This window comes from Streptomyces sp. NPDC012510 (assembly GCF_042955065.1).
GTDB lineage: Bacteria > Actinomycetota > Actinomycetes > Streptomycetales > Streptomycetaceae > Streptomyces.
In genome coordinates this window covers 181,935-194,489 of the sequence record NZ_JBIBEN010000007.1, presented here as the reverse complement: position 1 = coordinate 194,489, position 12,555 = coordinate 181,935, and the positions used below count along the sequence as shown (strand labels likewise).

The window sequence follows — 12,555 nt, the reverse complement described above, 5'->3', positions numbered from 1 at the left end:
GGTGGCACGAGGCAGTACGCGACCCACGAGCCGTGACGTCGCCCAGGCCGCCGGGGTCTCACAGGCCGCCGTCTCCCTCGTCCTCGGTGACAAATGGCGCGGCCGCGTCTCCCAGGCCACCGTCGAACGCGTACGCGAAGCCGCACGCGACCTCGGCTACCGGCCCAACCTCGCCGCCCGCAACCTCCGCCTCGGCCACACCCGGACCGTCCTCCTCGTCGTACCCGCCCTGACCACCGAGTTCTTCGCCGGCGTGTACACCGGCGCCGCCCGCGTAGCCGCCGAACACGGATTCGGCGTCGTCCTCTACCCCTCCCCCGAAGGCGTCGGTCCCGCCCGCGACCCCTTCGCCTCCGCGCAGGCCGCCCTGGACGGCGTCATCGCCTCCTCCATGGCCGCGGACGCGCTCACCGCCATCCGCGGCGACCAGCTCCCCCTCGTCATGCTGGACAGCGACCCGGAAGGCAGCCTCGGCGCCGCCACCGTCAACCTCGACATCCGCGACGGCGTACGACAAGTCGCCGAGCACCTGCTCGAGCTAGGGCACCGCCGCTTCCTGCACCTCGCCGCCGACATCCCCTCCTGGACCTTCGCCATACGCGCACGAGAACTGAGCGCACGCGTCGGCGCCGTCCCCGGCACCTCACTCCGCACGGCCGCCGCGCCCATCTCCATCGACGGGGCACTGACCGCGGCGGAGGCCGCCCTGACCGAACCGGGCGTCCCGCCGACCGCACTGGTCTGCGACGACGACAAGCTCGCGGCCGGGGCCTACAAGGCCGCACGCCGCCTCGGACTGCGCGTACCGGAGGACGTCTCCATCACCGGGCTCGACGACCTCGCCCTCGCCACGGCACTCGACCCCGAGCTGACCACCGTTCGACTGGACGCGGAACTCTTCGGGGAGCGGGGCATGGCAGCCCTGCTGGCGGTCCTGGAGGGACGCACACCGGCACAGGGGGACATTCCCGTCCAGCTGGTGGTTCGGGGCTCCACGGCCCCACCAGGGGCTCCGCCGACACACCGCTGACCCCCCATCCTGACAGCCGCTCCCCGGACAGCGGCTCCCCGGACAGCGGCTCCAAGCCGTGCGCCCCGGCCTTGGCGGCCGGGGCGCACTACGGGCGGGGCGCGAGGAGCGCTGCCAGGGGGCTACTCCTCCTCGCCGCCCTCGGCTTCCTCCGCGCTCTCGGCTTCCGTGCTGGCGCCGTCCGCCTCCAGCAGACGGGCGAGCTGACGGCCGACGATGCGCTTGAACTTGCGCTGCTGCGGGCGGGTGCGGTCGAGGACGGCGACCTCCAGGCGCTCCGCGGGGATCTCCCGCTGCGTGCCGTTGGTGTCGCGGGACAGAGCCTGGACGGCGAGCTTGAGGGCCTCGGCCAGCGACATGCCGTCCTCGTGCCGCTGATCCAGGTAACCACTGATCTGCTCGGCGTTACCGCCCACCGCGACCGAGCCGTGCTCGTCGACGATCGAGCCGTCGTGCGGCAGACGGTAGATCTGGTCACCCTCGGGGGTCTCCCCCACCTCCGCCACGACCAGCTCCACCTCGTACGGCTTCTCGGCCGCCGAGGAGAAGATCGTGCCCAGCGTCTGGGCGTAGACGTTGGCGAGACCCCGGGCGGTCACGTCGTCACGGTCGTAGGTGTACCCACGGAGGTCGGCGTAGCGCACACCGCCGATCCGCAGGTTCTCGTACTCGTTGTACTTACCGGCGGCCGCGAAGCCGATCCGGTCGTAGATCTCGCTGAACTTGTGCAGCGCACGGGACGGGTTCTCGCCGACGAACACGATGCCATCGGCATACTGCAGCACGACCAGGCTGCGGCCACGCGCGATGCCCTTGCGGGCGTACTCCGCACGGTCGGCCATCGCCTGCTGGGGTGAGACATAGAACGGCGTCGACACCGGTTATCCGTCCCTTTCTGTGGAAGTCACTCGATCACCTTGATAAGAGGGCCGTCGGCTGGATCGGCTAGAGCAGAGCGGCGCGCGGGCCGTTGGGCTGCTCCAGACGCCGCTCCACGATCGAGCGGGCGATCCCGGAGGACTCCTGCTCGTCGAGCCGACGGAAGCCGTCCTCGGTGATCACGGTGACGATGGGGTAGATCCGGCGGGCGACATCGGGACCACCGGTCGCCGAGTCGTCGTCTGCCGCGTCGTACAGGGCCTGCACCACGAGCGTCGTGGCCTGGTCCTCGGTCAGGTCCTCATGGAAGAGCTTCTTCATGGCACCGCGCGCGAAGACCGAGCCGGAGCCGGTGGCCGCGTAGCCGGTCTCCTCGGAACGGCCGCCCGTCACGTCGTAGGAGAAGATGCGTCCCTTGCCGCGGTCCACGTCGTAACCGGCGAAGAGCGGGACGACGGCCAGGCCTTGCATGGCCATGGCGAGGTTGGAACGGATCATCGTCGAGAGCCGGTTCGCCTTGCCCTCCAGGGAGAGCTGGGCGCCCTCCACCTTCTCGAAGTGTTCCAGCTCGAGCTGGAACAGCTTCACCATCTCCACGGCCAGACCTGCCGTGCCGGCGATCCCGACGGCCGAGTACTCATCGGCCGGGAACACCTTCTCCATGTCCCGCTGCGCGATCATGTTCCCCATCGTGGCCCGGCGGTCACCGGCGAGCACCACACCGCCGGGGAACGTCACGGCCACGATCGTCGTGCCGTGCGGGGCCTCGAACACGCCCTGGGTCGGCGGCAACTGCCGCTTGCCGGGGAGCAGCTCCGGCTGGTGCTCCGACAGGAAGTCCATGAAGGACGACGACCCAGGCGTCAGGAAGGGAGCTGGTAGACGCCCGGTGCTACGAGTGTTGGCTTCCACGCGTTTCCTTCCACGTATGTCGCAGCCCGCCTTATGACGTCGGGCCGATCCTTGAACTGCCCCAGCGCCGCATTGCAGCTGAAGCACAGTACGCCCCGGACCCTACCCGTCTCGTGGCAGTGATCCACATGCGCTGGCAAAGCCGCCAAACAGATACAGCAGACGCCTCCTTGAGAGGCGATCAGCTCGTCGCGTTCGGCTTCGGTGATGCCGTACTCGCGCTTCAGGTGGTGCGCTCGCCCCTTGGATGCCTTGCACGTCTTACCGAGCGTGGCCAGACCATCCGAGGCACTGCGATTCTTCGTCCACTCGCTGTACGGCTTGATCTCACCGCATGTGCGGCAGTACTTGTGCCCCTCAGTCACGTCCACTCGCGGCCTGACGTTGCGCCCCTTGGCCAGCTGCCGCTCTTGGTGGTACACGGACGCGCACTCCCGGCAGTAGGCCTGCAAGCCATCACGCATCGCCTTGTTACTCGCGAAGGCTGTCCGCGGTTTGTTCTCCCTGCACCGCGAACAGCGCTTCACATCTTGACCTTCCAGTAATCGAAGCCCCCGGCAGCCTTACCCCTTCGATCCGAAGGCTACTCGCCGCCTTTTTGAACGAAGCTTCGAACGAAATCCTCTGCGTTCTCCTCGAGTACATCATCGATCTCGTCGAGCACAGAGTCCACGTCGTCGCTCAGCTTCTCCTGGCGTTCCTTGAGGTCCTCGCTCGCCTGTGCCTCCGGCGCCGCCTCGGTCTCCTCGGTGGAACGGGTGGCCTTCTGCTGGCCGCCGCCGGTGTCCTTGGTCGCCATAACCCTCACCCCGCTCTGTTGCCCGACATGGTCGGCAGGTCGGCATTCCTGCCGATCGGTGATGATCAGACCCTACAAGCCGGGTCTGACATTGGCCCCGTTGTTTCCACAACGTCCGGGGGCCATCTCGATGATTCCCGGACGCCGGTGTTTCCACCCTGCCCGGCTGATCACGATTGAGGCCCGGTTCAGTGGCCGGACAACACCCTGACCAGGTCTTCCGCCGTGCGGCAGCGGTCCAGGAGCTCCTTGACGTGATTTCGCGTTCCGCGAAGCGGTTCGAGGGTTGGGACGCGCTGGAGCGAGTCCCGGCCCGGGAGGTCGAAGATCACGGAGTCCCAGGAGGCGGCCGCGACGTCGTCGGCGTACTGCTCCAGGCAGCGGCCGCGGAAGTAGGCGCGGGTGTCCTCCGGGGGCTTCGTACGTGCCCTGTCGACGTCCGTCTCGTCCAGGAGCCGCTTCATCTTGCCGCGGGCCGCGAGACGGTTGTAGAGGCCCTTCTCGGGGCGTACATCCGCGTACTGGAGGTCGACGAGGTGGAGCCGGGCGGCGTCCCAGTCGAGGCTGTCACGGCGCCGGTAGCCCTCCATCAGCTCCCGCTTGGCGACCCAGTCGAGTTCTCCGGAGAGGCTCATCGGGTCGTTCTCCAGGCGGTTGAGGGTGTCCTCCCAGCGGCTGAGCACGTCCTTGGTCTGTTCGTCGGCGTCCGCCCCGAACCGCTCCTCGACGTATTTGCGCGACAGCTCGTAGTACTCCATCTGGAGTTGTACGGCGGTCAGGGTGCGCCCGCTGCGGAGGGTGATGAGGCGCTGCAGGGACGGGTCGTGCGAAACCTGGTGCAGTGTCCGTACCGGCTGGTCGACCGCGAGGTCCACGGCGATGAAGCCGTCCTCGATCATCGACAGGACCAGGGCGGTCGTGCCCAGTTTCAGGTAGGTGGAGATCTCCGACAGGTTCGCGTCGCCGATGATCACGTGGAGGCGGCGGTATTTCTCCGCGTCCGCGTGGGGTTCGTCGCGCGTGTTGATGATGGGGCGCTTGAGTGTCGTCTCGAGGCCGACCTCGACTTCGAAGTAGTCGGCGCGCTGGCTGAGCTGGAAGCCGTGCTCGTGGCCGTCCTGGCCGATGCCGACGCGGCCGGCGCCGGCGAAGACCTGGCGGGAGACGAAGAACGGCGTGAGGTGGCGCACGATGTCCGAGAAAGCGGTTTCCCGTTTCATCAGGTAGTTCTCGTGCGTGCCGTAGGAGGCGCCCTTGTTGTCGGTGTTGTTCTTGTAGAGGTGGATCGGTTGGGCGCCGGGCAGCTGGGCGGCGCGTTCGGCCGCCTCGGCCATGATGCGTTCGCCCGCCTTGTCCCACAGGACGGCGTCGAGGGGGTTGGTGACCTCGGGGGCGCTGTATTCGGGGTGTGCGTGGTCGACGTAGAGGCGTGCTCCATTGGTGAGGATCACGTTGGCGAGGCCGATGTCCTCGTCGGTGAGCTGGCTGGAGTCGGCGGCCTCGCGGGCGAGGTCGAAGCCTCGCGCGTCGCGCAGCGGGTTCTCCTCCTCGAAGTCCCAGCGGGCCCGGCGGGCCCGGTGCATCGCCGCGGCGTAGGCGTTGACGATCTGGGACGAGGTGAGCATGGCATTGGCATTGGGGTGGCCGGGGACGGAGATCCCGTACTCCGTCTCGATGCCCATTACTCGCCGTACGGTCATGCGGCCCTCCTTGCCCGGCGGTGTCCTCGGTCGGGGACGCCGCTCAAGTACCGCTGGCGCTTTCGTGCTCGTGCGGTGCCCGTCCCCGCACTGCGCGACCCGGCGGTACGAAAGAGCCTAGAACGGCTCTGCGCTGGTGGGGAGATCATTTGCGTCAATTGCCTGCTCCAGCCGTGACCCGAAAAACAGTCGGCTGCGGGTACCCACTGAGGGCACCCGCAGCCGCCCTGTGTTTTACAGGTACTGTCCGGTGTTCGCCACCGTGTCGATGGAGCGTCCGGTGTCGGCGCCCTGCTTTCCGGTGATCAGGGTACGGATGTAGACGATCCGTTCGCCCTTCTTTCCGGAGATTCGGGCCCAGTCGTCCGGGTTGGTGGTGTTGGGCAGGTCCTCGTTCTCCTTGAACTCGTCCACGCATGCCTGGAGGAGGTGGGAGACGCGGAGGCCCTTCTGGTTCTTGTCGAGGAAGTCCTTGATCGCCATTTTCTTGGCGCGGCCGACGATGTTCTCGATCATGGCGCCGGAGTTGAAGTCCTTGAAGTAGAGGACTTCCTTGTCGCCGTTGGCGTAGGTGACTTCCAGGAAGCGGTTCTCCTCGGATTCGGCGTACATGTGTTCCACTGCCGTCTGGATCATGCTCTGGACGGTGGTGGTCTTGGAGCCGCCGTGTTCGCCGAGGTCGTCCGCGTGGAGCGGGAGGCGCTCGGTGAGGTACTTCTGGAAGATGTCCTTGGCCGCTTCGGCGTCCGGGCGCTCGATCTTGATCTTCACGTCGAGCCGGCCGGGGCGCAGGATGGCGGGGTCGATCATGTCCTCGCGGTTGGAGGCGCCGATGACCACGACGTTCTGCAGGCCTTCCACGCCGTCGATCTCGGCGAGCAGCTGGGGGACGATGGTGTTCTCCACGTCCGAGCTGACACCGGAGCCACGGGTGCGGAAGAGGGATTCCATCTCGTCGAAGAAGACGATGACGGGGGTGCCCTCGCTGGCCTTCTCCCTCGCACGCTGGAAGACGAGGCGGATCTGTCGCTCGGTCTCGCCGACGTACTTGTTGAGGAGCTCGGGGCCCTTGATGTTGAGGAAGAAGCTCTTGCCCTGGGCCTGGCCGGTCACTTCGGCGACCTTCTTGGCCAGTGAGTTGGCCACGGCCTTGGCGATGAGCGTCTTGCCGCAGCCGGGGGGTCCGTAGAGGAGGACGCCCTTGGGCGGCCGCAGTTCGTGCTCCTTGAACAGGTCCGGGTAGAGATAGGGGAGCTCGACCGCGTCGCGGATCATCTCGATCTGGTTGCCGAGGCCACCGATCTGCTCGTACCCGATGTCGGGGACCTCTTCGAGGACGAGTTCCTCGACCTCGCTCTTGGGCACGACCTCGTAGACGTAGCCGGATCGGGGTTCGAGCAGGAGGGCGTCGCCGGGGCGGATGGTGATGTCCAGCAGTGGCTCGGCGAGCCGTACCACCCGTTCCTCGTCGGTGTGCCCCTGCACGAGGGCGCGCTCGCCGTCCTCGAGGATCTCCTTGAGGGTGACGATGTCGCCGACGCTCTCGAACTCCATGGCCTCGACCACGTTGAGAGCTTCGTTGAGCATCACTTCCTGGCCTCGCCGGAGCTCTTCCAGGTCGACGCTGGGGCTGACGTTCACCCGGAGCTTTCGGCCTCCGGTGAAGATGTCGGCCGTGCCGTCCTCGTTCGCCGTGAGGAAGACACCGAAGCCGGCCGGTGGCTGTGCGAGCCGGTCGACTTCTTCCTTGAGGGCCACGATCTGGTCGCGGGCCTCACGGAGCGTGTTGGCGAGCCGCTCGTTCTGTGCGGACACGCCGGCCAGATTGGTCTGCAGCTCGACGATCCGCTCTTCGAGAATCCTCGTGTGTCGCGGAGAGTCGGCGAGCTTGCGTCGCAGGACGGCGATCTCCTGCTCAAGGTAGGCAATCTGCCCGGCCGGGTCGTCGGACCCTCGTCCCGGGCGGATGCCGCGGTTCATGTCGTCGTCGTGGGCTGCCACGGTCCTCACCTCCTCCAAGGGGAGCTGGACGCTTCCAGACCCTACCTGGGTGGGTGTCGATTGAAACCCCTAGATCACAAAGACGGTCGGGGTGTGTCCGATCTTCACCCTTGCGCTCTCCCTCACGCCAGGGGAATACCCACCGAACATGATTGGGAAGCGGCCCCAGGTAGGGTCGAAGTGTTCAACACCCGTCAGAGCCTGCATCGTTCCCGACCGGCTCGACGAATGAGACGGCAGGAGAGATGACCGTGCAGCAGGAGGCCGGAGCCGTGGGCGAGGCACTCGAGGTCTGGATCGACCAGGATCTCTGCACCGGTGACGGCATCTGCGCCCAGTATGCGCCCGAGGTGTTCGAGCTGGACATCGACGGGCTGGCCTATGTGAAGGGCCCCGAGGACGAGCTGTTGCAGGCTCCGGGGGCCACAACGCCCGTTCCGCTGCCGCTTCTCACGGATGTGGTGGACTCGGCGAAGGAGTGTCCGGGCGAGTGCATCCATGTACGTCGCGTTTCGGACAGGGTCGAAGTCTTCGGGCCTGACGCGGAGTGACCCTTCGGGTACTCCGCGTCGTCTCGTGTCTGCTTTCTCACACCGGGTTTGCCGGGTGATCACTCCGCGTTCGTCTGGCGTCGCCCGGTGTCAGACGCTCTGGGTTCCGGCGGGCGTGGAGCGTGTGAACGCCCCGTTCTTCCACTGCCACTTGACGGGGTCGGTGACGTCCGGGCAGCAGTTGGGCACGTCGGCCGACGAGTAGCCGTGCAGGGTCGCGGTGACGACGGCGTCACGGACGGCGAAGTCGGTGACGGTCTTGCGGTCCCTGGGGTTCACGAGTGTGGCGACGACTCTGGGGCGCGCGGCGTCGGTGGAGCGGGTGAGGACGTACACGCCGTCGGGTGGGGTGCCCATGCTGGCGTCGCAGTGCACGACGGTCACGGTCTCCGGGCGGCCGTCTCCGTCGAGGTCCCCGGAGCGCTTCTGTTTCACGATGATCCCGACGGGTCCGCAGTCGAGCGGGAGGTCCACTTCGGTGGGGTCGGGGGCCGCCACGGTGGCGGGGACCCGCTGGGCCCCGGGGCCGGGCTGGGCCGCTCTCGCCGCGTCGGGCTGGAGGGCGGACGACAGGGCCACGACTCCGGCGAGGGCGGTGGCGGTGGCGAGCCAGTGGATGGGGCGGGTGTGCGCGTGTGCCAGTTCCGGGACGGCGGATTGCTGCACTAGGAGCGTCTCCTGAGGGTGCTGTGCCGGTTGGGGTGACCCGCATGGTGCCACACGTCACAGTGGGGGTGGAACGGCGGGGTACGTGGTTCCCGCAGCTTTTCTGGTGGCGCGTCAACGGGGAAGCACCGTGGCCGAGTTCCCGGGCGCTGCCGGGAACTCGGCCACGCCGATGGCGCGTTCGTCGTACGGCCGGTCAGCGGCCGGAGCCACCGTCGGCGTTGGGGCCGGCGTAGTCCTCGCCGTAGGCGCCCTTGGCGGGGCGGCGGCGGCGCATGGGGGGCTCGACGCCGTCGGCGAGGCGGCGGGCGGTGAGCAGGAAGCCGGTGTGGCCGATCATGCGGTGGTCGGGGCGGACGGCGAGGCCCTCGATGTGCCAGTTGCGGATCATCGACTCCCAGGCGCTCGGCTCGTTGAAGCAGCCGATCTCGCGGATGGACTCGACGGTCCGGGCGAGCTGGGTGGTGGTGGCCACATAGCAGCAGACGATGCCGCCGGGGACGAGGGCCTTGGAGACGGCCTCCAGGCACTCCCAGGGGGCGAGCATGTCGAGGATGACGCGGTCGACGTCGGTGTCCGACAGGTTGTCCTGGAGGTCGCCGACGGTGAGCTGCCAGGCGGGGTGGGGGCCGCCGAAGTAGCGTTCCACGTTGGCCTGGGCGATCTCGGCGAAGTCCGCGCGGCGCTCGTAGCTGTGCAGCATGCCCTGGTCGCCGATGGCGCGCAGCAGGAAGCTGCTGAGCGAGCCGGAGCCGACGCCGGCCTCGACGACGCGGGCGCCGGGGAAGATGTCAGCGAAGGCGAGGATCTGCCCCGCGTCCTTGGGGTAGACCACGGCGGCACCGCGGGGCATGGACAGGACGTAGTCGGGGAGCAGGGGGCGCAGTGCCAGGTAGGCGACGTTCCCTGTGGTGCGGACAACACTGCCCTCGGGAGCGCCGATCAGCTCGTCGTGGGGGAAGGAACCCTTGTGGGTGTGGAAGTTCTTTCCCTCTTCGAGCGTGAACGTGTAGTGGCGTCCCTTGGGGTCGGTGAGCTGGACCTGGTCCCCGACCTTGAAGGGCCCGCGACGGCGGGCGGCACCGGTCGGTTCGGACATGTGACCAAGCCTACCGGTCCTCGGAGGGCGCGCCGACCACGGTGGGGGTGGGCTCGCGTCCATGGGGGCAGCCGCGTCCGTTGCGGCTGGTCGCGCCGTTCCCCGCGCCCTTTCGGGGCGCTCAGCTGGGCCTTGCCATGGCTTTCACGAAGGCTCGCTCGACGTCGGCCGCAGAGAGGACTCCGTAGATCTCTCCCGACTCCTCCACCACCAGGTATTCGGTGGCCGGGGCCGCGCGGAGGGCGTCGAGGAGGGCTTCTCCGGCGAGTTCGGCGGAGACGCGCATGCCGTCGGTGAGGTCCTGGGCGAGGCCGCTGACGGCCACCCAGGGGCGGCGGTGTTCGGGGACGCCGACGATGGCGGTCTCACGGACGAGGGAGACGGGTTCGCCGTCGGGGTCTACGACGACGAGGGCGCGGGCGCCTGCTTCGTTGGCGCGGCGCAGCGCCTCGGAGAGAGGGGTGTCGGTCTCGACGGGGACGGCGCGGCGGGTGAGGGCGCGGGCCTGGAGTTCGGGCAGGTGTTCGCGCAGGCGGGCCATGCGGAGGCTGTTGCCGGCGCCGGTCCAGATGATGGCGGCGAGGATCGCGGCCAGCAGGGCGTCCAGGACGGTGTCCATGCCGACGCTGTCTTCGGCGGCGGAGCCGAGCAGGCCGGACTGGGTGAGCATCGGAAGTCCGATGAGGACGGAGAGGGCGAGGGCGCGGCCGACCCAGGCTGCGGCGATGGTGCCGGTCATCGGTTTGCCGGTGATCTTCCAGACGACGGCGCGGAGCATGCGGCCGCCGTCGAGGGGGAGGCCGGGCAGCAGGTTGAACGCGGCCACGATCAGGTTGGAGATCATCAGGCCGGCCAGCAGGACGCCGGGGACGGTGCCGGGCTCGACGGCCAGCAGGGCGGCGTAGAAGACGCCGGCGAGGATCAGTGAGAGGAGGGGGCCCACGAAGGCGAGGACGAACTCGCGGCCGGGGGTCTCGGTCTCCTTCTCGATCTCGGAGACGCCGCCGAAGAACTGGAGTTGGATGCGGCGCACCGGCAGTTTGAAGCGCAGGGCAGCGATGGTGTGGGCGAGTTCGTGGACGAGTACGGAGGCGTAGAAGGCGACCGCGAAGAAGAGGGAGACCAGGTAGCGGGCGCCGCCGAGTTCGGGCAGGACGCGGTCGAGCTGGCCGCCGAAGACCCAGGTGATCAGGGCGGCGACCAGGAACCAGCTGGGGGCGACGTACACGGGTACGCCGAAGGGGCGGCCCATGAGGATGCCGCCGCCGGGCTCCTTGGGGCGCTCGGGGGGCTTGGGAGCGTTGGGGGTGGCGCCCAAGGGTGGGGCGGGGTGCGCGGAGGTGGCCGAGCGCTCCGGCTCGTCGGTCGGCGCGTTGTCCGGGTCGTGGCCGGTCGCCGGGAGAGCCGGGTCCGTCGGGGGCTGGCTCGTCGGGCTCGTCGGGCTCGTCGGGCTCGTCGGGGGCTTGCTCAGCGGGTCCGTCGAGGGTTGGTCCGCCGTGTTCGTCGACGGTTCGTCGGCCTGTTCCATGGGGGTGGGGTCGGGGTCGGGGTCTGGGTCGGGGTCGGGGTCGGGGTCGGGGTCGCCGGGAGTCTGGGCGAGAGCGGAGGCTTCCGGGGCGTCGGGCGGCTCGGGGGTGGCCTCGTCGTGGTCGTGGCGGGGTGTGGCCGGGGTGGCGGTGGCATGTTCCGCCGGTGTCCCGGTCGCGTCGCGGTGTGCGCGCTCGGGCGCCTCGTCGCTGTCGGACCGCGGCTGCCCGCTCCCGCCGCTCGTCTCCACGATGTCCCCTCGTTCTCAGCGTCTTCCACGCCCGGTGGCCGGGGGGAAGGGTCTGCGTCGATGCTATGCGGTCGCCGGGGTGCGTTCCGCCCCGGCACCCCTCTGTTTCCCCCGCGTCGCACGAGGCACACGGCTGCGGTCGTGCGGGCCCGTGGCTGTCACTGTCAGTGGTGGGTCGTATGGTCTGTGGTCATGGAAACCAGCACCGACGGCACAGGTGCCGAGAGCACCGGCACCGTCCTCCCGGGCGGCGAGGACGCTCGTCCCGCCGTGCGGGCCGCCGCGCCGCCCGCCTCGCTGTCGCCCTCGCGTGCCAGTGACTTCATGCAGTGCCCGTTGCTGTACCGGTTCCGGGTGATCGACCGGCTGCCGGAGAAGCCGAGCGAGGCGGCGACGCGGGGCACGCTGGTGCACGCGGTGCTGGAGAGACTCTTCGACGCGCCCGCGGCCGAGCGGACGGCGCCTCGGGCGAAGTCGTTGGTGCCCGGCCAGTGGGACCGGTTGAGGGAGAGCAGGCCGGAGGTCGCGGAGTTGTTCGCGGACGACCCGGAGGGCGAGCGGCTGGCCGGTTGGCTGGCCGAGGCCGAGCGGCTGGTGGAGCGCTGGTTCACGCTGGAGGACCCGACACGGCTGGAGCCCGCCGAGCGGGAGTTGTTCGTGGAGGCGGAGCTGGACTCGGGGCTCAGGCTGCGCGGGATCATCGACCGGGTGGACGTGGCGCCCACGGGCGAGGTGCGGATCGTCGACTACAAGACGGGCAAGGCGCCGAGGCCGGAGTACGCCGAGGGCGCGCTGTTCCAGATGAAGTTCTACGCGCTGGTGGTGTGGCGGCTGAAGCAGGTGGTACCGCGGCGGCTGCAACTGGTCTATCTCGGCAGTGGTGACGTGCTGACGTACGACCCCGTGATCGCCGATCTGGAGCGGGTGGAGCGGAAGCTGCTGGCGCTGTGGGAGGCGATCCGGCTGGCCACGGAGAGCGGTGACTGGCGGCCGAGGCCGACGAAGCTGTGCGGTTGGTGCGACCACCGACCGGTGTGTCCGGAGTTCGGGGGTACTCCCCCGCCGTATCCCTTGCCGGTGAGGTCGCCCGAGTCGGTGGGTGAGGGGCAGGGCAGAATGGGCCCGGACTAGCCGAAGGAGA

12 protein-coding genes are annotated in these 12,555 nt (G+C 68.9%); 3 read left to right on the top strand and 9 right to left on the bottom strand.

The window, feature by feature from the left end; genetic code table 11:
- Position 1 precedes the first annotated feature (1 nt).
- Positions 2-1,030: a substrate-binding domain-containing protein gene (locus ACFY9I_RS15700; RefSeq protein WP_391001816.1), complete on the top strand. Its 1,029-nt coding sequence runs from the start codon at positions 2-4 to the stop codon at positions 1,028-1,030.
- A gap of 122 nt (positions 1,031-1,152) precedes the next feature.
- Here ACFY9I_RS15700 and prcA read toward each other — a convergent pair whose 3' ends face one another.
- The 6 genes from prcA to arc form a co-directional block, all read right to left on the bottom strand.
- Positions 1,153-1,908 carry a proteasome subunit alpha gene (gene prcA / locus ACFY9I_RS15695; RefSeq protein ID WP_391001814.1) on the bottom strand — a complete coding sequence of 252 codons (756 nt, stop codon included), beginning with the start codon at positions 1,906-1,908 and terminating at the stop codon, positions 1,153-1,155.
- A 67-nt stretch (positions 1,909-1,975) separates the two neighbouring features.
- Positions 1,976-2,821 (bottom strand): proteasome subunit beta, encoded by an 846-nt coding sequence (gene prcB / locus ACFY9I_RS15690; RefSeq protein WP_391001812.1) that lies wholly within the window; start codon positions 2,819-2,821, stop codon positions 1,976-1,978.
- The gene (locus ACFY9I_RS15685) at positions 2,773-3,285 is read right to left on the bottom strand and encodes an endonuclease domain-containing protein (protein ID WP_391001810.1); all 513 of its coding nucleotides are present in this window, start codon (positions 3,283-3,285) and stop codon (positions 2,773-2,775) included. Before ACFY9I_RS15685 ends, prcB begins: the two co-directional genes overlap by 49 nt.
- Before the next feature lie 119 nt (positions 3,286-3,404).
- Positions 3,405-3,620, bottom strand: a complete 216-nt coding sequence (locus tag ACFY9I_RS15680; RefSeq protein ID WP_005485230.1) for a ubiquitin-like protein Pup — start codon at positions 3,618-3,620, stop codon at positions 3,405-3,407.
- Between the two features lie 188 nt (positions 3,621-3,808).
- Positions 3,809-5,320 (bottom strand): depupylase/deamidase Dop, encoded by a 1,512-nt coding sequence (gene dop / locus ACFY9I_RS15675; protein ID WP_391001808.1) that lies wholly within the window; start codon positions 5,318-5,320, stop codon positions 3,809-3,811.
- 234 nt (positions 5,321-5,554) lie between these two features.
- Positions 5,555-7,321: a proteasome ATPase gene (gene arc / locus ACFY9I_RS15670; protein ID WP_391001806.1), complete on the bottom strand. Its 1,767-nt coding sequence runs from the start codon at positions 7,319-7,321 to the stop codon at positions 5,555-5,557.
- Between the two features lie 245 nt (positions 7,322-7,566).
- On the opposite strand from arc, the gene ACFY9I_RS15665 reads away from it, so the two are divergent.
- Positions 7,567-7,872, top strand: a complete 306-nt coding sequence (locus ACFY9I_RS15665; RefSeq protein WP_391001804.1) for a ferredoxin — start codon at positions 7,567-7,569, stop codon at positions 7,870-7,872.
- A 90-nt stretch (positions 7,873-7,962) separates the two neighbouring features.
- Here the strand turns inward: ACFY9I_RS15665 and ACFY9I_RS15660 are convergent, their stop codons facing one another.
- From ACFY9I_RS15660 to ACFY9I_RS15650, 3 genes are all read right to left on the bottom strand, one after another.
- Positions 7,963-8,538 carry a hypothetical protein gene (locus ACFY9I_RS15660; RefSeq protein WP_391001802.1) on the bottom strand — a complete coding sequence of 192 codons (576 nt, stop codon included), beginning with the start codon at positions 8,536-8,538 and terminating at the stop codon, positions 7,963-7,965.
- Between the two features lie 196 nt (positions 8,539-8,734).
- The gene (locus tag ACFY9I_RS15655; protein WP_391001800.1) at positions 8,735-9,637 is read right to left on the bottom strand and encodes a tRNA (adenine-N1)-methyltransferase; all 903 of its coding nucleotides are present in this window, start codon (positions 9,635-9,637) and stop codon (positions 8,735-8,737) included.
- A gap of 121 nt (positions 9,638-9,758) precedes the next feature.
- Positions 9,759-11,414, bottom strand: a complete 1,656-nt coding sequence (locus tag ACFY9I_RS15650; protein WP_391001799.1) for a site-2 protease family protein — start codon at positions 11,412-11,414, stop codon at positions 9,759-9,761.
- A gap of 192 nt (positions 11,415-11,606) precedes the next feature.
- On the opposite strand from ACFY9I_RS15650, the gene ACFY9I_RS15645 reads away from it, so the two are divergent.
- Entirely contained in the window at positions 11,607-12,545 is a 939-nt protein-coding gene (locus ACFY9I_RS15645; RefSeq protein WP_391001797.1) for a PD-(D/E)XK nuclease family protein, read from the top strand.
- The last annotated feature ends 10 nt before the right edge of the window (positions 12,546-12,555 follow it).

Bases quoted from the DNA above. Each gene is read 5' to 3' on its own strand.
- ACFY9I_RS15645 (WP_391001797.1), top strand. From the start codon at position 11,607: ATGGAAACCAGCACCGACGGCACAGGTGCCGAGAGCACCGGCACCGTC.
- ACFY9I_RS15655 (WP_391001800.1), bottom strand. From the start codon at position 9,637: ATGTCCGAACCGACCGGTGCCGCCCGCCGTCGCGGGCCCTTCAAGGTC.
- dop (WP_391001808.1), bottom strand. From the start codon at position 5,320: ATGACCGTACGGCGAGTAATGGGCATCGAGACGGAGTACGGGATCTCC.
- ACFY9I_RS15680 (WP_005485230.1), bottom strand. From the start codon at position 3,620: ATGGCGACCAAGGACACCGGCGGCGGCCAGCAGAAGGCCACCCGTTCC.
- ACFY9I_RS15685 (WP_391001810.1), bottom strand. From the start codon at position 3,285: ATGCGTGATGGCTTGCAGGCCTACTGCCGGGAGTGCGCGTCCGTGTAC.
- ACFY9I_RS15665 (WP_391001804.1), top strand. From the start codon at position 7,567: ATGACCGTGCAGCAGGAGGCCGGAGCCGTGGGCGAGGCACTCGAGGTC.